Origin of the sequence: Stenotrophomonas bentonitica (assembly GCF_013185915.1) — a bacterium.
GTDB classification, from domain to species: domain Bacteria; phylum Pseudomonadota; class Gammaproteobacteria; order Xanthomonadales; family Xanthomonadaceae; genus Stenotrophomonas; species Stenotrophomonas bentonitica.
Window position 1 is genome coordinate 952,821 of sequence record NZ_JAAZUH010000001.1, and the last position, 19,610, is coordinate 972,430.

Genomic DNA, 19,610 nt, shown 5'->3' on the forward strand with positions numbered 1-19,610 from the left:
CACAGAATTCATCCCGTAGACCCCCTTCCCGCCACCTGAAACGGCAGAACCCCACGAGGTAGCCAGGCCATGATCGATTCGACAGTCGTAGAACTGTCGCGGCTGCAGTTCGCTTTGACCGCGATGTACCACTTCCTTTTCGTCCCACTCACGCTTGGCCTCTCGTTCCTGGTGGCCATCATGGAAAGCGTGTACGTGATGACCCGCAAACAGGTCTGGCGGCAGATGACCCTGTTCTGGGGCACGCTGTTCGGGATCAATTTCGCCATCGGCGTGGCCACCGGCCTGGTGATGGAGTTCCAGTTCGGCATGAACTGGTCGTACTACAGCCACTACGTGGGCGACATCTTCGGGGCGCCGCTGGCCATCGAAGGGCTGATGGCGTTCTTCCTGGAAGCCACGCTGATCGGCCTGTTCTTCTTCGGCTGGAAGCGGCTGAGCCCGGTCAAGCACCTGGCGGTGACCTGGTTCATGGCGCTGGGCACCAATCTTTCGGCGGTGTGGATCCTGATCGCCAACGGCTGGATGCAGAACCCCACCGGCGCGGTGTTCAACCCGGACACCATGCGCATGGAGGTGGTGGACTTTGCGGCGGTGCTTTTCAACCCGGTGGCGCAGGCCAAGTTCGTGCACACGGTCAGCGCGGGCTATGTCACCGGCGCGATCTTCGTGATGGGCATCAGCGCGTTCTACCTGCTGCGCAACAAGCACCAGGAAATGGCACGGCGCTCGTTCGCGGTGGCGGCCGCGTTCGGCCTGCTGTCGTCGCTGTCGGTGGTGGTGCTGGGCGATGAGAGCGGCTATGCCGCCAGCGAACACCAGAAGATGAAGCTGGCCGCGATCGAGGCGATGTGGGAAACCGAGCGCGCCCCGGCCGACTTCACCGCGTTCGGCATTCCGAACCAGCAGACCCAGCAGAACGACTTCGCGATCAAGATTCCGTACTTGATGGGTCTGATCGCCACGCGCTCGATCAGCCAGCCGATTCCGGGCATCCTGGAACTGGTGGATCGCGCCGAGCACCGCATCAAGGGCGGGCAGCTGGCCTATGGCGCGCTGGAACGCGTGCGCAAGGACAAGAACGACGTTGAAGCGCGCGAGATGTTCGACCGCCACTGGCAGGACCTGGGCCACGGCCTGCTGCTCAAGCGCTACCGCGACGACATCCTCAACGCCACCCCGGAAGAAATCTCCCAGGCGGCGATGGATACCGTGCCGCGCGTGGCGCCGCTGTTCTGGACCTTCCGGATCATGGCCGGGCTGGGCTTCTACCTGATCGCGTTCTTCGCGGTGGCCTTCTACTTCTCCTGCCGCAACAACTTCCAGGACAAGCGCTGGTTCCTGCGCCTGGCGGTGTGGTCGATGCCGGCGCCGTGGATCGCGATCGAATGCGGCTGGTTCGTGGCCGAGTACGGCCGCCAGCCGTGGGCGGTGGACGGCGTGCTGCCGACCTTCTATGCCGCGTCGGGCTTGGCCCTGCATGAAATCCTGACCACGCTGGCAGTGTTCACCGCGTTGTACACGGTGCTGCTGATCATCGAGATCAAGCTGATGCTCAAGGCGATCCGCACCGGCCCGGCCGACATTCTTCCGTCGCTGCAGCCGTCGCGAAAGCCGCTTCCCCACCATGCCGCCCCGGCACCCGGCCAGGCATAAGGCAGGAGACCCCAGATGGAAATTCTTGGACTTGATTACACCACGCTGCGCGTGATCTGGTGGCTGCTGCTGGGCATCCTGCTGGTCGGCTGGGCGGTGATGGACGGCTTTGACCTGGGCGTGGGCACCCTGCTCCCGTTCGTGGCGAAAACCGATGAGGAACGCCGGCTGGTGATCAACACCGTGGGCCCGGTCTGGGAAGGCAACCAGGTGTGGCTGGTGCTGGGCGGCGGTGCGATCTTCGCCGCGTGGCCACCGCTGTATGCGGTGAGCTTCTCCGGCTTCTACCTGGCCATCTTCGCGATGCTGTTCGGGCTGATCCTGCGCCCGGTTGGTTTCAAATACCGCAGCAAGATGTCGAGTGCGCGCTGGCGGAATACGTGGGACTGGGTGTTGTTCGTGGGTGGGCTGCTGCCGGCGTTGATTGCCAGCGTGGCAGTGGGCAACGTGCTGCTCGGCGTGCCGTACCACTTCGACGACAGCATGCGCATCTTCTACACCGGCTCGTTCTTCGGCCTGCTCACCCCGTTCGCACTGCTGGCCGGCCTGGTCGGCGTGGCGATGATGGTCTCGCACGGTGCCGCCATGCTGGTGCTGAAGACCGACGGCCCGGTGGCCGAGCGCTCGGCGCGTTACGGCAGCATCGCCGCGCTGCTCAGCTTCGTGCTGTTCGCCGCCGGTGGTGCGTGGGTGGCATTCGGCCTGCCGGGCTATGAGATCACCTCGCAGGTGGTGACCGACGGTCCGACCAATCCGCTGCTGAAGACGGCGGCGGTAGGTGCAGCAGCCGGTGGCTGGCTGCGCAACTACAGCAGCATGCCGCTGACGCTGGTGTTCCCGCTGCTGGGCCTGGCCGGTGCACTGGCCAGCTTCGTGCTGCTGCGGGCACGACGTGGCATGGCCGCGTTCCTTGCTTCGGGTGCATCCATCACCGGCATCATCCTCACCGTGGGCTTTGCGATCTTCCCGTTCCTGCTGCCCTCGTCCAGCCAGCCGGGTGCGAGCCTGACCGTGTGGGACGCGTCGTCCAGCCAGCTCACGCTGTTCATCATGCTGGTGGCAACGGTGATCTTCCTGCCGATCATCATTGCCTACACCAGCTGGGTGTACCGGGTGATGCGCGGCAAGACCACCTCGGAAGACATGGCCGACAACCCCAACGCATATTGATAGGAGACAACCATGTGGTATTTCGCCTGGATTCTCGGCACCGGCCTGGCTTCGGCCGCGGCCATCCTCAACGGCATGTGGTTTGAAGCCCGCGAACAGACATTGTCGGACCGTAACGCCGGACGCTAAAAAAAGGTTGCCGATACTCTCTTCACACCGTATCCTTGTCGGCTCCTTCGGGGTGTAGCTCAGTCTGGTAGAGCGCTACGTTCGGGACGTAGAGGTCGCAGGTTCGAATCCTGTCTCCCCGACCACTCCGGTGGTCGCATTGAAGCCTGGAATCTTCATTTCCAGGCTTTTTTGTCCTCGAAGGTGAACAACGGTCCCCCTTGCCGCCGAAGGGTCGGATCGATACAATAGGCGGCTCCTTACGGGGTGTAGCTCAGTCTGGTAGAGCGCTACGTTCGGGACGTAGAGGTCGCAGGTTCGAATCCTGTCTCCCCGACCATACAAGTGGTCACATTGAAGCCTGGAAGACACATGTCCTCCGGGCTTTTTTGTATTTTCACTCCAGAGGCCCCCATGTCTCCCAGCTCTGCCGATTCCACCTCCCTGCTTCGCGGCCGCGTGCTGGCGTTCAGCGCCATCCTGCTGGCCGCGCTCAACCTGCGCACGGCGGTGACCTCGGTCACGCCGCTGCTGGACCAGCTGGGCCAGACCTTCGGCTTCGGCACCACCATGACCGGCGTGCTGGGCATGCTGCCGACCGCGTCGTTCGCGCTGTTCGGGGTGACCACGCCGATGGTGGCGCGCCGCATCGGGCTGGAGCGCACCGCGCTGCTGGCCATGGTGCTGGCCGCGGTGGGCCTGCTGCTGCGCTCGATGGCGGGCGGCATAGGCAGCCTGCTGTTCGGTTCGGTAGTGGCGCTGGCCGGCATGGGCATCGGCAACGTGGTGGTGCCACCACTGGTGAAGCGCTACTTCGCCAACCGCGTGGGCACGGTGAGCACGCTTTATATAACGGTGCTGCAGCTGGGCACGATGGTGCCGGCGCTGCTGGCGGTACCGCTGGCCGAACAGGCCGGCTGGCGCGTGTCGCTGGGGATCTGGGCGATCCTGGCAGTGGCCGCCGCCCTGCCTTGGATCGCGCTGGCCCGCCGCCGCCCGCACCCGGACCCGCTGGACACCGCTGCCGACCCGGCCGCGCAGCCGCACGGCAAGGTGTGGCGCACGCCGTTGGCCTGGGGCATGGCGCTGATGTTCGGCATGACCTCGCTGATGACCTATTCGATGTTCACCTGGCTGCCGCGCATCGTGGTGGAAGCCGGCGCCACGCCGGCGTTCGGCGGGGTGATGGTGGCGATCTTCGCCGCATTGGGGCTGGTGCCGTCGCTGACGATGCCGGCACTGGCGGTGCGCCTGCGTAACCCGTTCCCGCTGGTGGTTGTCGGTTTCAGCGCGTTTTTGATCGCGTTCGCCGGGCTGTTGTTCGCGCCGATGAAGGCGCCGTGGCTGTGGGCGGTGCTGCTGGGGATCGGGCCTTCGACGTTCCCGCTGGCGTTGACGTTGATCAACCTGCGGACGCGCACGCCGGCCGGGTCGGCCGCGTTGTCGGGGTTCATGCAGGGCGTGGGCTATGCCTTCAGCTGCCTGGGGCCGTTCCTGTTTGGTTGGCTGCATGCGATCAGCGGGGCGTGGTACCTGCCGTTCGGTTTCCTGCTGGTATGTGCGCTGGTGTTGATCAGCGCTTCGTGGGTGGCGTGCAAGCCGCAGAAGCTGGAAGACGTGTGGTAGCAGGCATCGCGTAGCCACGCAGGGCGTGGCTCTACCCCGCAAAGCCGAATGCGACAAACCGGGCCGGCGCCGCCGCGGTAGAGCCACGCCCTGCGTGGCTGCTTCTCGCCGCCCCCCACGCACCAAATTTCGCACCTGCGTCACACACCGTGCGCATCTTGTGACGTAGCGTGTCGGAAAATGACCTGCCACAAGATCGGGTCGTTGGAAGTGGTTCCCGTTCGCATCCCGCACCCGGGTTCCATGAACCGTTTCAGGGTGTACAGACCCCCGGGACATCGCCGTGGCGGCGGCCGGATGGTCTTTAAAATCAATCAGTTGAAGTATTGATCGCGCCTGTTTCCACAGCTGCGGAGGCCATCGTGCGGGTTAATTATTTGTCAACAAACGGCCCATGGGGCACCATTGGCATGTGATGTGCGTCACGTTTTACGCACAAATCGAAACTTTTGAAGGGATGCTCCCGGGGGTTCCATGTACAACCATCGGCCGCTGGCGCTCTGCGTCGGCCTGGCATGCGCCACGCTTTGCTTGACGGTTCCGGCCGCTTTCGCCGCCACCTCGCGAGCGGACCATCTGGCTGAAATCAGCACTTACCGCGACCAGGCCCGCTGGCTGGACGCGCTGGCCGCGATCGAACGCGCCCAGGTGGACGTGCCCAGCGACGACCTGCTGTATCGCCTGCAGGTGCTGACCCTGTCGGACATCGGCAACGCGCACCGTGCGTGGCAGCTGTACCAGGCACGCCCGGAGCTGTTCGACGACGCGCAGAAGCAGCGCTTTGAAGCCAACTACCTGGCCAAGCGGGTCGGCTGGAGCCTGGCCTACGGCGCCAGCGAAGACACCCGCCTGGACGAAGCCGAGAACGCGCTCGCGGAGATGGAGCGCATCCTGCAGCGCGACGGCCAGACCGCGCAGACCGCGCCGCTGCGCATCCGCTACGACCGCCTGATCCTGCTCAACCGACTGGGCCGGCACGAGCAGGTGCGTACCGAATACCGCCAGCTGCTGGCCGAAGGCCACGAGGTGCCGGCCTACCTGATGGCGCCGGTCGGCGATTCGCTGATGGCCAGCCAGCACCCGCAGGAAGCCATTCCGGTGCTGGAAGCGGCGCTCAAGGCCGACCCCGGCCGTTCCGAAGTGCATTCGGAGCTGGCCTATGCGCACCTGGAAAGCGAGCAGGCAGATACCGCCATCAACGTGCTCACCCAGTGGCAGAAGCAGGAACCGGCCTGGCGCTGGGCCAACGGGGCGCGCGCGCCCTATGCGAACTGGCCGCGTTACGAGGCCGACCTCAACCTGGCGATGATCCGCGCCTACAGCGGCGACCTGCCCACCGCGCAGCGTGAGCTGGAAGGCATGGTGGCGATTGCGCCGGCCAACGGCGGCACCCAGTCGTCGCTGGGCAACATCTACATGATGCGTGGCTGGCCGCGAAAGGCGCTGGAGCGCTACAGCATGGCCAACACGCTGGACCCGCGCGACGTCTCGGCGCGCCTGGGCCAGTACGACGCCTACGTGGAACTGCAGCGCGACGACCTGGCCCGGCCGATCCACGACACCCTGCTGGAGCGCTACCCGAACCAGCCGTCCGTGCAGCGCATGGACCGCAGCTGGAAGGCGCACCGCGGCTGGCAGCTGCATGCCTACGCCGAAGGCGGCCGCAGCGAGGGCGGCGGTGGCACCTCGCCGCTGGGCAATGACGACGGCCGCTATGGCGTGGAAGTGCAGTCGCCGGTGATCGACGACCGCTGGCGCGTGGTCGGCTTTGCCGACCGCCGCAGCGTGGATTTCCAGGAACAGACCATCCGCCCGCTGTGGGTGGGACTGGGTACCCGCTACCGCTTCGGCCGCGCCGATGCCGAAGCATTCGTGTACCGCGCCAATGATGATGTCGGCGAGACCGGGCTGAGCGCGGGCTTCGGCTGGCAGTTCAGCGACACCTGGCATGCCGGGGTCACTGCCGCACGCAATGCGGCCGATGCCTCGCTGCAGGCGCGCGTGTCGGGTATCACCGCCGACAGCGTGGCGCTGGCGGTGGACTACCGGCGCAACGAGCTGACCCACTGGAGCGCCGGGCTCAGCCAGTTCCGCTACGACGACGGCAACCGCCGCGACACCTTCACCACCGGTATCGAGCAGCGCCTGCTGACCCGTCCCACCCTGCTGCTGGACGGCCTGGGCACGCTGTATGCCAGCCGTGGCAGCCGCGATGACGTGCCCTACTTCAACCCGAGCGAAGACCGTTCGGCGGAGATCGGCCTGCGCGTGGACCAGCAGCTGTGGCGCCACTACGAACGCCACTTCCGCCACCGCCTGACGGTGTCGCTGGGCAACTACTGGCAGCAGGGCTTCGGCAGTGCGCTGGTGCCTTCGGCCGAATACCGCCACGAGTGGCAGCTGGCCGATGGCCGGATCTTCGAATACGGAATCAGCTGGTCGCGCCCGGTCTACGACGGCAACCGCGAACGCCATATCGGCCTTGACGCCGGCCTGCGCTGGGGACAATGAGATGCGACACATGGACTTGAAGCGCTTCACCACCTGGCTGCTGCTGGCCCTACTCGCCGTGTGCGGCAATGCCTTCGCGGTCGCACCGCCGGAACCGGATTCGGCCGAAAACGGCCTGCTGGTGCTCAGCTACCACGACATCCGCGACGACGTGGCCACCAAGGGCGACCCGGACGCCTATGCGGTGAGCACGCAGAACTTCGCCGCGCACCTGGACTGGCTCTCGGCGCATGGTTACCACCCGGTATCGTTGTCGCAGCTGATCGCGGCCTCGCAGGGTGGCGCGCCGCTGCCGCCCAAGCCGGTGCTGCTGACCTTCGATGACGGCCTGCGCAGCGTGTACAGCAAGGTGTTCCCGCTGCTGCGCGCCTACAACTACCCGGCGCTGGTGGCGGTGATCACCGACTACGTGGACATGCCGGCCGGGCGCAAGATCGACTACGGCTACCGCCCCTTCACCCAGGACGACTTCCTCACCTGGGCGCAGATCCGCGAAATGCAGCGCAGCGGCCTGGTCGAACTGGCCAGCCACACCGACAACCTGCACCACGGCGTGCAGTCCAACCCGCAGGGCAATTCGACCCCGGCGGTGATCACCCGTACCTACGACCCGGCCACGCACACCTACGAAACCGAAGCGCAGTACCAGGCGCGGCTGCGCGCCGACCTGGGGCTGAGCGTGAAGCGCATCCAGGACAACGTGGGCGTGAGCCCGAAGGCGATCGTGTGGCCGTACGCGGCCTACAACGCCATGAGCAACCGCATTGCCGAAGAACTGGGAATGCCGGTGTCGTTCGACCTGGAAGGCCGCAGCACCCCGGTCACCCGCGACCTGCACGGCCTGGCGCGCTTGCTGGTGACCGGCAACCCGCCGGTGACCCAGCTGGCCTATGAACTGCGCCGCGACATCGAGCGCGACGGCATGCGCGCCCTGCAGATCGACCTGGACGCGGTGTACGACACCGACCCGGTGCAGCAGGCGAAAAACCTGGACGCGCTGATCGACCGGGTCAAGAAGGTCGGCCCGACCCATGTGTTCCTGCAGGCCTTCGCCGACCCGGACGGCAATGGCTCGGCCGACGCGCTGTACTTCCCGAACCGGCACCTGCCGATGCGCGCGGACCTGTTCAACCGCGTGGCCTGGCAGCTCAAGACCCGCGCCGGGGTGAAGGTGTATGCGTGGCTGCCGGTGCTGGGCTTCGAACTGAAGGACCCGAAGATCCGCAGCGCGCTGGCGATCGAGAGCCCGGAAAGCGACGGCATCTTCCGCCTGGACTTCACCAACCCGAAGGTGCGTCACATCATCGACGACATCTACGAAGACCTGGCGATCAACTCGTACTTCGAGGGCCTGCTGTTCCACGACGACGCCTACCTGCGCGACACCGAGCTGGCCAACCTGCCGCAGGAAGGCAGCGACGGCGCGCGCACCCAGTCGCTGATCGACTTCACCCTGGAGCTGCGCAACGCCGCGCAGCGCTGGCGCCCGAAGCTGGCCACGGTGCGCAACCTGTACGCGCAGCCGGTGCTGCAGCCGCAGAGCGCGAGCTGGTTCGCGCAGCGCCTGGACCTGTTCAACAAGGCGTATGACCACACCGCGTTGATGGCGATGCCGTGGATGGAAGGCAGCCGCAACCCGGAGAAGTGGCTGGACCGGCTGGTGGTGGCCGTGCGTGAGCACGACCCGCAGCTGTCGCAGACGATGTTCGAACTGCAGACGGTGGACTGGCGCACGCAGAAGCCGATTCCCGGCGACCGCCTGCGCGCGCAGATCCGTCGCCTGCAGGCGCAGGGCGTGCGCCATTTCGCCTGGTACCCGGACGACTTCATTGCCGGCCGGCCCTCCACCCAGGACGCGCGCGCCGCGATGTCGGCGCGCACATTCCCGTACGAGGAAAAGTGAGGCCGCCATGCATCCGTTCCTTTACGCACTGTTCCAGTTCGCCTTCTTCTACCCGATGGTGATGGCGTTCTTCTGGATGTCCGGCGGGCTGTATTATTTCTTCCGGCGCGAACGCAAGGCGCGCCTGCGCGACGACCCGCCGCCGATGAAGGAGTACCCGTTCGCCTCGATCCTGATTCCGTGCCACAACGAAGCGGACAACCTGGCCGACACGCTGGGCGCGGCGCTGGCGCAGAACTACCCGGACTTCGAAGTCATCGCCATCAACGATGGCAGCCGCGACGACACCGGTGCGCGACTGGACGCGATGGCCGCGCAGCACCCGCGCCTGCGCGTGGTGCACCTGGACCGCAACCTGGGCAAGGCCAATGCGCTGCGCATGGGTGCCCTCGCCGCCCGTTCGGAGTACCTGGTGTGCATCGACGGCGACGCGATGCTGGAAGAGCACGCCACCCACTGGATGGTCTGGCACCTGACCTCGGGACCGCGCGTGGGCGCGGTGACCGGCAACCCGCGCATCCGCAACCGCTCCACCCTGCTGGGCCGGCTGCAGGTGGCCGAGTTCTCCTCGATCATCGGCATGATCAAGCGCGCGCAGCGCGTGTACGGGCGCATTTTCACCATTTCCGGGGTGATCGCGGGCTTCCGCCGCACGGCGCTGCACCGCATCGGCTACTGGTCCGATGACATGATCACCGAGGACATCGACATCAGCTGGCGGTTGCAGCTGGACCATTGGGACATCCGTTACGAGCCCAATGCGCTGTGTTTCATCCTGATGCCGGAAACGCTGAAGGGGCTGTGGCGGCAGCGCCTGCGGTGGGCACAGGGCGGTGTGGAAGTGCTGCTGCGGCATGGTCGTTCGCTGTTCGACTGGCGCAAGCGGCGGATGTGGGGGGTGTTGCTGGAGTATGTGTTCAGCGTGCTGTGGGCCTACACGATGCTGACGATCATCGTGCTGTGGGCGCTGGGCAAGTTCATGCCGCTGCCGCAGGAGCTGTACATCGCCACCCTGCTGCCGCAATGGCATGGCGTGATCCTGGCGCTGGTCTGCCTGCTGCAGTTCGCCAGCAGCCTGATCATCGACCGGCGCTATGAAACGCATATTGGCCGTAACTACTTCTGGGTGATCTGGTACCCCATGGCGTACTGGCTCATCAGCCTGTTCACGACCCTGGTGGCCCTGCCCAAGACGCTGTTGAAGCGTCGTGGCAAGCGGGCGATCTGGGTCAGTCCTGACCGGGGTATCCGATGAACGCCGCCAAGCCGAACCGCCGTTACGACTCCCGCCTGATCCGCAAGACGCGCCAGCAGCCGCGGCTGCAGCGCACGGCGTGGGGGTTTGTCACCATTGCCTTCTGGGGTTTCTACTTCTACCTGTGGGCGCCGTTGATCACCGCGCTGTCGTGGTTGCTGGGCGGTCGGTTGGCGTTCCTGCAGCTGTATGAGTACAAGCAGAAGGTGGACCCGTTCCTGGTCATCGCACTACCGGTGATGCTGGTGTGCTGCTCGCTGTTGTTGATCACCTGGGCCGAGTACAACCGCATGCGCTTCGCCGGCAAGGACCGGCGCAACCCGCGCCAGGACGTGTCGCTGGAAGAGATCGCGCACAACCTGGGGGCGACCCCGGCGCTGGCGCAGCAGCTCTCCAACGGGAAGTCGGTGACGTTGCATATGGATGACCAGGCGCGGCCGATCGGGTTGACCGAGCAGAGGCTGGGGTGATGTGAAATACCCTTCACATCGCTGACCCCGCCGAGGCGTACGCTCCGCCTCGGAGACATCCCGCACATTCATTTGTGAGGGGATACGACATGTCGACTTTCGATACGGTGGTTCAGCAGATCGCCCGGGCCACCGGCCTTGGCGCGGGGGCAGAGCAGTTCATCAAGGTGTTGGCCGGCTATATCTTCAACAAGGCCGGCGGCGTTTCAGGGCTGTTGCAGAAGTTCGAGAACGCCGGGTTAGGGGATATCGCCAAATCCTGGACGGCCGGCAACGGCACCCCGCGTTCCATTGACGCCGGCCAGATCCGCAGCGTTCTCGGCAACGAGGCGCTGGAAGAAATCGGAAACAAGGCCCACGTGAAACCCGGACTGGTTGCCGCACACGCGGCATCTGCACTGCCGGTGCTGATCCGCACCCTCACTTCTGGCGGCGCCCTGCCCTCGAGCATGCCGGCCAGCTTCGCCACCCTGGTCAATCCGGCCCCGCGCCGGAAAAAGCCGTTCCACCTCTGGCGCTGGCTGCTGCCCTTGCTCGCCCTGCTCGCCCTGGCCTACTGCGGCTGGCAGAAACGCAACGTGCTTACGCCTCCGCCGGTGGCTACGCCGACGGCTACGCTTGCGCCTGCCGTGACCGTGCCCTCTCTGTCGTTCAAGAATACGGGCGGCAAGATCGATCTGGGTGGCGTGGTGCGAACGGCCGCTGAGAAGGCCGGTGCCATCGGCGCCTTCGCCGGGGTATACGGGCAAAAGAACGTGAATGCCAACGTGGCCGTCAATCCAGACGTCTCGCCAGCGACGTGGATGGATTCGCTCAAGGCGGTCGCTACTGCGCCGGTAGCGAAGACCGATGGCCTCGCGTTCAAATTCACCGGCGACACGCTCGATCTGGACACCTCCAAACTGCCCACCGCAGAGGCCCGCGAGGAGCTCAGTAAGCTGTTCCAGAACCGCTTCAGCGACGTAGAGATCAAGGGCCTGTACCAGCCCGGCCTGGAGGCGCTGGGCGAACTTCGAGCGGGGTTTGGCGCGCAGGACCTGACCAACGCGCTGAACCAGACCGACATCACCTTCGATAACAATTCGGATGTCGTTTCAACCAGCAGCCTGGCTGTCGTTGCCGAAGCGGCAAAGGCGATCAAGTCCGCGCCCGCCGGCATGAAGATCGATATCGGCGGATACACCGACAGCAACGGCTCGGACGCCGCCAATCTGGCGCTGAGCGAACGACGTGCCAAGGCAGTGATGAAAGCGCTGATCGACAAGGGCGTGCCTGCGGGTCAGCTGAAGGCCACCGGACACGGCGAAAGTGACCCCATCGCCAGTAACAACACCGAAGCAGGGCGTGCCGCCAACCGGCGGACCCTCTACACGGTGTACTGAACGGGCAGGCAGGTGTGGCGGCTCAGCGCCGCACCTGCCCCTGCCCCCGCACCACGAACCGTTCCACCGTGAGCGCTTCCAGCCCCATCGGGCCGTAGGCGTGCAGGCGTGTGGTCGAGATGCCGATTTCCGCGCCAAGGCCGAGCTCGCCGCCGTCGGAAAACCGCGAGGACGCGTTGACCATCACTACCGCCGAGCGCAGCGCCTGCACGAAGCGTTCGGCGGCGTGCGCATCTTCGGTGACGATCACTTCGGTGTGGTCGGAGCTGTACTGCTGGATGTGGGCCAGCGCCTGCTCCAGGTCATCGACTACGCGTACAGCGAGGATCAGGTCCAGGTATTCGGCGGCGTAGTCGTCGTCGGTCGCTGGCGTGGCGTCGGGCAGCCACTGCCGTGCGCGCTCGTCGGCGCGCAGTTCGACGTCGCGTTCGCGCAGCGCGCCTGCCGCCTGCGGCAGGAACGTGGCGGCGATGTCGGTGTGCACCAGCAGCGTCTCCAGCGAATTGCAGGCGGAAGGCCGGCTGGTCTTGCCGTCCACCAGCAGGGTGACGGCCTTGTCCAGATCGGCAGCGCGGTCCACGTACAGGTGGCAGACGCCCTTGTAGTGTTTGATCACCGGAACGCGCGCGTGTTCGGCGACGAAACGTATCAGCCCTTCCCCGCCGCGCGGAATGGCCAGGTCGACCAGGTCGCTGAGCTGCAGCAGGGCCAGCATGGTCTCGCGGCGCAGGTCTTCGACCAGGGTCAACGCGGCGTCGGGCACACCGGCGTCGCGCAGCGCGCGCTTGAGCGAATGCGCAATGGCGGTATTGGAGTGGATGGCTTCGGACCCGCCGCGCAGGATCACCGCGTTGCCGGCCTTGATGCAGAGTGCGGCGGCGTCGGCGGTCACGTTCGGGCGTGCTTCGTAGATCATCGCGATCACACCGAGCGGCACGCGCACCTTCTGCACGCGGATCCCGTTGGGGCGGATGTCGTCGCGGGTGACGGTGCCGACCGGGTCGGGAAGCGTGGCGACCTCGCGCAACGCGGCGCTGACCGCGGCCAAGCGGGCCGGGTTGAGCGCGAGGCGGTCGAGCATGGCGGTGCCGGTGCCTTTTTCGCGCGCGGCGGCCAGATCGCGCGCGTTGGCGGCGAGGATGACGTCTGCGTCGGCATCCAAGGCATCAGCCATGCCGAGCAGGAGTGCCGTTTTCGCCTCGGAAGAAAGTTGCGCAAGGACCTGCGCGGCGGCGCGGCAGTGTTGGGCTTGTTCGCGGATGTCCATGTGGGGTCCCTTGTTCACACCAGCACCAGGTCATCCCGGTGGATCACGTTGCCACCGTAGTTGTACCCCAGCACGCTTTCGATGTCGCGCGAATGGCGGCCGGCCACGCGGCGGATGTCGCTGGCCGAATACTGGCTGACGCCGCGCGCCAACGTGACCTCGCCGTTGGCACCGCGCACGCGCACCTGCACCATGTCGCCGCGGCGGAACTCGCCTTCGGCACCGGTCACGCCACCGGGCAGCAACGAGGCGCCCTTGTCGCGCAACGCGACGGCCGCACCTTCATCCACCAAAATCGCGCCCGCCTCCAGCGGTGCATGCCGCAGCCAGTACTTGCGCGCGGCATCGCGGGTTTGCCCGGCATGGATGCGGGTACCAAACAGACGGCCCTGCGCAAGCGCGCGCACCACGTCGCCATCGCGGCCGTTGAACAGGCACGTATCGATGCCCACCCGCCCGGCCTTGGCCGCCGCTTCGAGTTTGGTGTGCATGCCGCCCGTACCGGCACCACTGCCGGCGCCGCCGGCCATGGCCAGCACCTCGAGGCTGAGCTCGGGCACGTCGTGGATCGGCTGCGCCTGCGGATCGCGACGCGGGTCGGCGCTGTACAGGCCGTCGATGTCGGTGGCGATGAACAGGATGTCCGCGTCGATCAGCGCGGCCACGGTGGCGGCCAGATTGTCGTTGTCGCCGAGCTTGAGCTCATCCACGGACACGGTGTCGTTCTCGTTCACCACTGGCAACGCGCCCAGCCGCAGCAGCTCGTTGAGCGTGGCGCGCGCGTTGAGGTAACGGCGGCGGTTGCGCAGGTCGTCGTGGGTCAGCAGTACCTGCGCCACCGGGCGCTCGAAGAAACGCTGCCACAGGCCGATCAGCTGCGCCTGCCCGAGCGCGGCCAGTGCTTGCCGTGCGGCCATCGCCGCACCGGCTTCAATCGCGCGCGGCACGATCGCGCGGCCGGCGGCAACGGCACCGGAGGAGACGATCACCACCTCACGCCCGGCCAGCACATGGGCCGACACGAACTGGGCCAGGCCCAGCGCATGGCGCGGCGACAGCCCGCCGCCGTCGGCCGCCAGCAGGCTGCTGCCAACCTTTAGCACGGCACGTTTCCAGTGCGGCAACGGCTGTTCGGGGAACGGGGACTGCACGCGGGTGGCGGTCATCGCGGGGAGTGCCTCAGCGGGTGGACCATTCGTGGACGGTGGCGGTGGCGCTGCCGAGCACCAGCAGCGGATCGGCGTCGACGATGGCCTGCGCTGCGGCGCGGTCGGCGACGTTGTGCAGCACGTACGCACCACCGGTCTTGTCGGTGAAGCCACCGGTGATCAGCAGCTGGTCGTTGGCGCGGACCTCGTCGAGGAAGCGCACGTGTTCGGCGGCAGCGTGGTCGGTGAAGTTGGCGGTGCGGGTGACCAGTACGAGATAGCAGATCTTCATGGGGAGTCCGTGTGCAGGGAGATCGACACATGCGAAAACGGCGGCCATTGGCCGCCGTTCCCGGTTACACCAGCGCCGCCCAGCGGGTGCGCAGTTCGTCCAGCCGCAGGTCGGCGGCCGCGCCGGGCGACACGCGCGCGGCCAGGCTGCCTTCGGGGGTGCGCCCCTGCCCTGCAGTGTCCGAGGCGGCCGCTGCGGCCTTGTAGGCCTCGCGGAACGGCACGCCGGCCACGGCCGCTTCCACCGCGACGTCGGTGGCGTACATGCCCGAGTCGATGGCCGCGCGCAGCTTGTCTTCGCGCCATTCCAGGTTGGCCAGCAGTGCCGGCAGCAGTTCCAGCGCGGCCAGTCCACGGCCGAAGCCGTGGAAGATGGCGCCCTTGCTGCCCTGCAGGTCACGGTGGTACCCCGACGGCAGCGACAGCAGCTGTTCGATCTCGGTACGTGCGGCCGCCACGCTGGCGTGGGTGGCGCGCATCAGTTCGATCACGTCCGGGTTGCGCTTGTTCGGCATGATCGAGCTGCCGGTGGTGTACTGCGCCGGCAGCGCGACGAAGCTGTACTCGCCGCTGGTGAACAGCGACAGGTCCCAGGCCAGCCGACGCAGGTCGAGGGTGGCCCCGCCCAGTGCTTCCAGCGCGGCCAGTTCGAACTTGCCGCGCGAGAGCTGCGCGTAGATCGGCGAGATCTGCATGCGCGCGAAGCCCAGCGCGTGGGTGGTGTGGGCACGGTCCAGCGGCAGGTTCACGCCGTAGCCAGCGGCAGTGCCGAGCGGGTTGGCATCGACCAGCGCGAAGGTGTCGTGCGCACGCACCGCGTTGTCGATGAAGGCCTCGGCCCAGCCGGCCCACCACATGCCTGCCGAGGACACCACGGCGCGCTGGATATGGGTGTAACCCGGCACCGGCAGGTGCTGTTCGGCCTCGGCACGGTCCAGCGCGACCTTGGCCACTTCGCGGCTCAGGGCGGACACCTGCAGCAGCTTGTCCTTCAGCCACAACCGGGTGGCCACCAGGATCTGGTCGTTGCGGCTGCGGCCGGTGTGGATCTTGCGGCCGGCATCGCCGAGGCGCTCGGTGAGGCGCGCTTCGATCGCCGAATGGCAGTCTTCGAAGCGCTCGTCAAGCACGAACGCGCCGCTGCGGAAATCATCGGCCAGCACGTCCAGCTCGCGCTGCAGTGCTTCGCGCTCGGGGCCGTCGAGGATGCCGATGTTCTCCAGGCCCTGCGCGTGCGCCTTGCTGGCCTGCACATCGTAGAGGAAGAACTCGCGGTCGAGGATGACGTCATCGCCGGCCAGGAAGGTCTGGATCTTTGCGTCTACCGCGACGCCGGGCTTCTGCCACAGAAGGTCAGCCATGGGGTGCTCCAATCAATGCGGAATCGAGGTCAGTTCGTCCAGGCCCAGGGCCAGGTTGAGGTTCTGCATGGCCTGGGTGGCCGCGCCCTTGAGCAGGTTGTCCAGGGTCGCCACCACCACCACGCGCTTGCCGCCCGGGGCCACGGTGAAGCCACCGATCTGCACGCCATGGCGGCCGGCAATGCGGCTGACCCACGGCGCTTCGTCGATCACTTCGACCAGCGCCTCGTCGGCGTAGAAGCGGCGGTAGGCGTCCACGATCTGCTCGCGGGTCATCTGCTGCTGCAGCCACAGGTTGACGGTCATGGTGATGCCACGGAAATGCGGCGCCACGTGCGGCATGAACTCCACCGGCACGCGCAGGTGCGCGCTTACTTCGCGTTCGTGCACGTGATTGGTGAGCGCATACGGCATCAGGTTGTCGCGCAGCAGCTCGGGGTTGTTCTTGTCCGACGGGGTGGTACCGGCGCCGGAATAGCCGGACACGCCGAAGCACTGCGGCGGACCGGCCAGCTGGTCGAGCAGCGGGCTGATCGCCAGCTGCATCGCAGTGGCGTAGCAGCCCGGGTTGCTGATGTGCTTCTGGCCGGTGTAGTCGCCCCGGGTCAGTTCGGGCAGGCCGTAGTACCAGCTGCCTTCGAAACGATGGTCGGCCGAAAGATCGACGATCACCGTATCCGGGCGCGCGGCGTCCAGCGCGGTGATGAATGGCGCAGAGAGGTCGTTGGGCAGCGCCAGGATCACCGCGTCCATGCCCTTGCCGGCAACGGCGTCCGCGTCGAGGTTTTCGAACAGCAGGTCGCCGGTGATTTCAGGGTAATGCGCGGCAACCGGCTGCCCGGCCAGCTCACGCGAGGACACGAAGCCCAGCTGCAGCCGTGGGTGCGCGGCGATCAGCTTGACCAGCTCGGCGCCGGTATGGCCACGGGCGCCGACGATGCCGACAGTGAAGGTCTTGGTGCTCATGCGCTCAGCCCTCCAGGCTCGGTTTACGCGCGGCGCAGTGGTCCACGTAGCTGCGGATGCGCTCGAAGCCGTCGGCGCCGAACCAGAACACCTTCCAGTGGTCCTGCTTGTAGCAGCCGTCGGACTCGGCGTAGTAGAAATGGTTGATCGGGTTGCCGTGGCGCGAACGCCAGAACAGCTGCGGGGTTTCGTCAAGCATCACGTTCCACACGGCGCGGCCGAGGCCTTCGCCCTGCGCGTCGTCGAGCACGGCGAACTTGTCCAGGTACACGCCTTCGGCCTCATCGGTGAGGATCACCGCCGCGCGGTAGTTCTCGCTGACGTAGGCGCGCAGCAGCTTGGTCTTCTCGAAGTAGTCCGGCACCAGGACACGGCCGAAGCTGGATTCGATCAGGCCCTTCAGGCGCGGCAGGTCCAGCTCGCTCCAGCTCGTCGCGCGCAGCACCTTCTCGCCCCGGCGCACCAGCGTGCCCGAGCCCTTGTGGGTGAACAGTTCCTTGGCCAGGTCGGCCGGGCGCGTGATCGACACCGACGACTCCAGCGGCAGCCGGTCCAGCAGGTCCTTGATCTGTTCGATCTTGACCCGCATGCCGCCATGGATCCACGGCTGCTGCATCAGCTGGTCGTATTCGGTGGAGAGGTTGATCGAGTCGATCACCGTGCCCTCTTCGTCGAGCAGGCCGCCGGTACCGGTGAGGAAGATGATCTTGTACGGCTGCAGTTCCTGCACCAGCTCGTTGGCGGCAAAGTCGGCGTTGACGTTGAGGATCTGCCCGCAGCGGGTTTCGCCCAGGCTGGTGATGACCGGAATGGAGCCGGCGCGCAGGCTGGCTTCGATCGGGGCCAGGTTGACCTTCTTCACTTCGCCGACCAGGCCGTAGGTGGCCTGGTCCAGGTACTCGGCTTCGAACACGCCGCCGGTGATCGAGGTCGCACGCGCACCGTTCTGCTGCAGCGCTTCGACCAGCTGCAGGTTGGAGGCCTGGAACACCCGGCGCACGATCGCCAGGCCTTCCGGCGAGGTCACGCGCAGGCCGTTGACGGTCTGCTTGACGATGCCTGCCGCCGACAGCTCGGCGTCCAGCTGCGGGCCCGCGCCATGCAGCACGATCGGGGTGAGCCCGACTTCCTGCAGGAACGACAGCGACGAGGTCAGCGCCTCGAGATCGTCGCGCAGCACGGCGCCGCCGACCTTGACCACGGCGAAGCGCTTGGCGTCCACCTGCGAGAAGCGCTTGAGGTACTGGCTGATCTCCTTCGCGCTGGCCATGCTGGAAAGCAGGCGCACGATGGTCTGGCGGGTCTGGCGGTGGGGCTGGAGGGAAGAAGGCATTTCGGTTTCGTCACAGGCGGCCGCAGCCGCGATGGAAGGTCCGTCAGTGGGGGGCCACGACGGCGTCATTCGGTCAGGCGCCGGCGCTGATGATGCGGTGCACGGCGTCGGTGTAGCGCTGCAGCTGCTCCAGCGTCACGAACTCGTCGGCGGTGTGGGCCTGGGCGATGTCGCCCGGGCCGTACACCAGGGTGGTGTAGCCGCCGGCCGAGAACAGCGAGGCTTCGGTCCAGAAGTCCACCGCGTTGCCGATCGGCAGGTCCAGCGCGTCGGCCACGTCGCGCGCGGCGAGGCGGCGGTTTTCGGCTTCGGCGATGTCCCCGGCCGGCAGGCTGGGGCCACGGAAGGTTTCGGTGAAGCTGGCCGCAGCCGGTTCGGCGAGCCCGGCAAAGGTCGCCAGCAGCGCGTCGATATCCATCGACGGCAGCGGACGGAACCCGAAGCGCATTTCGGCAGCCGGGGCGATCATGTTGGCCTTGATGCCCCCTTCGACCCGGCCGATGTTGAAGCGCAGCCCGGTCAGCCCGCCGAAGCGCGCGTGGGCCAGCGATTCCACATGGTCCAGCGCGCGGTTGCCCCAGCGCATGGCCTGGTGCAACGCGCTGGCGGCGGCGTCCTGCTTGCCCGACGCGTGCCCTGCCCGGCCGGCGAAGTGCATCAGCACCGAACTGATGCCCCGGTGCGCGAGCACCGCTTCGCTCATGGTCGGTTCGGCCACCAGCACGGCCTCGTACGGGATGCCCCGGGCGAGGAAGGCGGCGATGCAGCGCGGGTCGTTGGCTTCTTCGTCGCTGGAGAACAGGAACGCGGCATCGCCATCGCTGGCATTGGCCGCGGCCACCAGTGCGGCGGCCGCGCCCTTGATGTCGCACACGCCCAACCCGATCACCCGGTCATCGGAGCGCCGCATGACATGCGGGTCGGCGCTCCAGTGCGGGGAATCGGGCACGGTGTCCAGGTGCACGTTGAACAGGTACCTGGGCGTACCGCGCACCGCATACAGGCTGACCGCGCCATCGCCATGGTCGATCACCTCCACGTTGAACCCGGGCAGGTTCGCGCGCAGGTAATCGAAGATGCCACCGGTGGTGATCGCACGCGGCGGGTTGCGGGTGTCGAACGACACCAGCGCCTGCAGGTGGGTGAGCGTTTGTTCGATCATC

16 protein-coding genes and 2 tRNA genes are annotated in these 19,610 nt (G+C 66.7%); 11 read left to right on the top strand and 7 right to left on the bottom strand.

All coding sequences use genetic code 11. The features are described from left to right. The first annotated feature begins 69 nt into the window (after nt 1–69). The 11 genes from HGB51_RS04220 to HGB51_RS04270 all read left to right on the top strand — a co-directional run bounded on the left by HGB51_RS04220 (nt 70) and on the right by HGB51_RS04270 (nt 12,081). Nucleotides 70–1,656 (top strand): cytochrome ubiquinol oxidase subunit I, encoded by a 1,587-nt coding sequence (locus HGB51_RS04220; RefSeq protein WP_070208407.1) that lies wholly within the window; start codon nt 70–72, stop codon nt 1,654–1,656. 15 nt (nt 1,657–1,671) lie between these two features. Beyond that, nucleotides 1,672–2,826 carry a cytochrome d ubiquinol oxidase subunit II gene (cydB, locus tag HGB51_RS04225; RefSeq protein ID WP_070208406.1) on the top strand — a complete coding sequence of 385 codons (1,155 nt, stop codon included), beginning with the start codon at nt 1,672–1,674 and terminating at the stop codon, nt 2,824–2,826. Between the two features lie 12 nt (nt 2,827–2,838). After that, nucleotides 2,839–2,955, top strand: coding sequence for a cytochrome bd-I oxidase subunit CydX (gene cydX, locus HGB51_RS04230; RefSeq protein ID WP_070208405.1), 117 nt, complete (start codon nt 2,839–2,841; stop codon nt 2,953–2,955). Nucleotides 2,956–3,003: 48 nt separating this feature from the next. Next, nucleotides 3,004–3,080, top strand: a tRNA-Pro gene (locus tag HGB51_RS04235). 117 nt (nt 3,081–3,197) lie between these two features. Continuing rightward, nucleotides 3,198–3,274 (top strand) — tRNA-Pro (locus tag HGB51_RS04240). Nucleotides 3,275–3,348: 74 nt separating this feature from the next. Then, nucleotides 3,349–4,560 carry a CynX/NimT family MFS transporter gene (locus HGB51_RS04245; protein ID WP_171966736.1) on the top strand — a complete coding sequence of 404 codons (1,212 nt, stop codon included), beginning with the start codon at nt 3,349–3,351 and terminating at the stop codon, nt 4,558–4,560. Between the two features lie 474 nt (nt 4,561–5,034). Further along, the gene (gene pgaA / locus HGB51_RS04250) at nt 5,035–7,071 is read left to right on the top strand and encodes a poly-beta-1,6 N-acetyl-D-glucosamine export porin PgaA (RefSeq protein ID WP_070209489.1); all 2,037 of its coding nucleotides are present in this window, start codon (nt 5,035–5,037) and stop codon (nt 7,069–7,071) included. Nucleotides 7,072–7,081: 10 nt separating this feature from the next. Beyond that, complete coding sequence (gene pgaB, locus HGB51_RS04255; RefSeq protein WP_084739114.1) at nt 7,082–8,974, top strand: poly-beta-1,6-N-acetyl-D-glucosamine N-deacetylase PgaB; 1,893 nt, start codon at nt 7,082–7,084, stop codon at nt 8,972–8,974. A gap of 7 nt (nt 8,975–8,981) precedes the next feature. Then, a complete protein-coding gene (gene pgaC / locus HGB51_RS04260) occupies nt 8,982–10,229 on the top strand; it encodes a poly-beta-1,6-N-acetyl-D-glucosamine synthase (protein WP_070209490.1) in 1,248 nt (415 codons plus the stop codon). Next, a complete protein-coding gene (gene pgaD, locus HGB51_RS04265; protein WP_070209491.1) occupies nt 10,226–10,699 on the top strand; it encodes a poly-beta-1,6-N-acetyl-D-glucosamine biosynthesis protein PgaD in 474 nt (157 codons plus the stop codon). Before pgaC ends, pgaD begins: the two co-directional genes overlap by 4 nt. Before the next feature lie 89 nt (nt 10,700–10,788). Next, on the top strand, nt 10,789–12,081 hold the full coding sequence (locus HGB51_RS04270) for an OmpA family protein (protein WP_070209492.1): 1,293 nt from the start codon (nt 10,789–10,791) through the stop codon (nt 12,079–12,081). Between the two features lie 22 nt (nt 12,082–12,103). Here the strand turns inward: HGB51_RS04270 and HGB51_RS04275 are convergent, their stop codons facing one another. The 7 genes from HGB51_RS04275 to HGB51_RS04305 form a co-directional block, all read right to left on the bottom strand. Further along, nucleotides 12,104–13,348 carry a glutamate-5-semialdehyde dehydrogenase gene (locus HGB51_RS04275; protein ID WP_216666772.1) on the bottom strand — a complete coding sequence of 415 codons (1,245 nt, stop codon included), beginning with the start codon at nt 13,346–13,348 and terminating at the stop codon, nt 12,104–12,106. 14 nt (nt 13,349–13,362) lie between these two features. Next, the gene (gene proB, locus HGB51_RS04280; RefSeq protein ID WP_070209242.1) at nt 13,363–14,514 is read right to left on the bottom strand and encodes a glutamate 5-kinase; all 1,152 of its coding nucleotides are present in this window, start codon (nt 14,512–14,514) and stop codon (nt 13,363–13,365) included. Nucleotides 14,515–14,527: 13 nt separating this feature from the next. Next, a complete protein-coding gene (locus HGB51_RS04285) occupies nt 14,528–14,788 on the bottom strand; it encodes a YciI family protein (protein WP_070209243.1) in 261 nt (86 codons plus the stop codon). 64 nt (nt 14,789–14,852) lie between these two features. Beyond that, on the bottom strand, nt 14,853–16,148 hold the full coding sequence (locus tag HGB51_RS04290) for an argininosuccinate lyase (protein WP_070209244.1): 1,296 nt from the start codon (nt 16,146–16,148) through the stop codon (nt 14,853–14,855). A gap of 12 nt (nt 16,149–16,160) precedes the next feature. Then, nucleotides 16,161–17,114: an N-acetyl-gamma-glutamyl-phosphate reductase gene (argC, locus tag HGB51_RS04295; protein ID WP_070209245.1), complete on the bottom strand. Its 954-nt coding sequence runs from the start codon at nt 17,112–17,114 to the stop codon at nt 16,161–16,163. A 4-nt stretch (nt 17,115–17,118) separates the two neighbouring features. Further along, nucleotides 17,119–18,447 carry an acetylglutamate kinase gene (locus tag HGB51_RS04300; protein ID WP_070209246.1) on the bottom strand — a complete coding sequence of 443 codons (1,329 nt, stop codon included), beginning with the start codon at nt 18,445–18,447 and terminating at the stop codon, nt 17,119–17,121. A 73-nt stretch (nt 18,448–18,520) separates the two neighbouring features. Then, nucleotides 18,521–19,609 (bottom strand): acetylornithine deacetylase, encoded by a 1,089-nt coding sequence (locus HGB51_RS04305; RefSeq protein ID WP_070209247.1) that lies wholly within the window; start codon nt 19,607–19,609, stop codon nt 18,521–18,523. Nucleotide 19,610 lies beyond the last annotated feature (1 nt).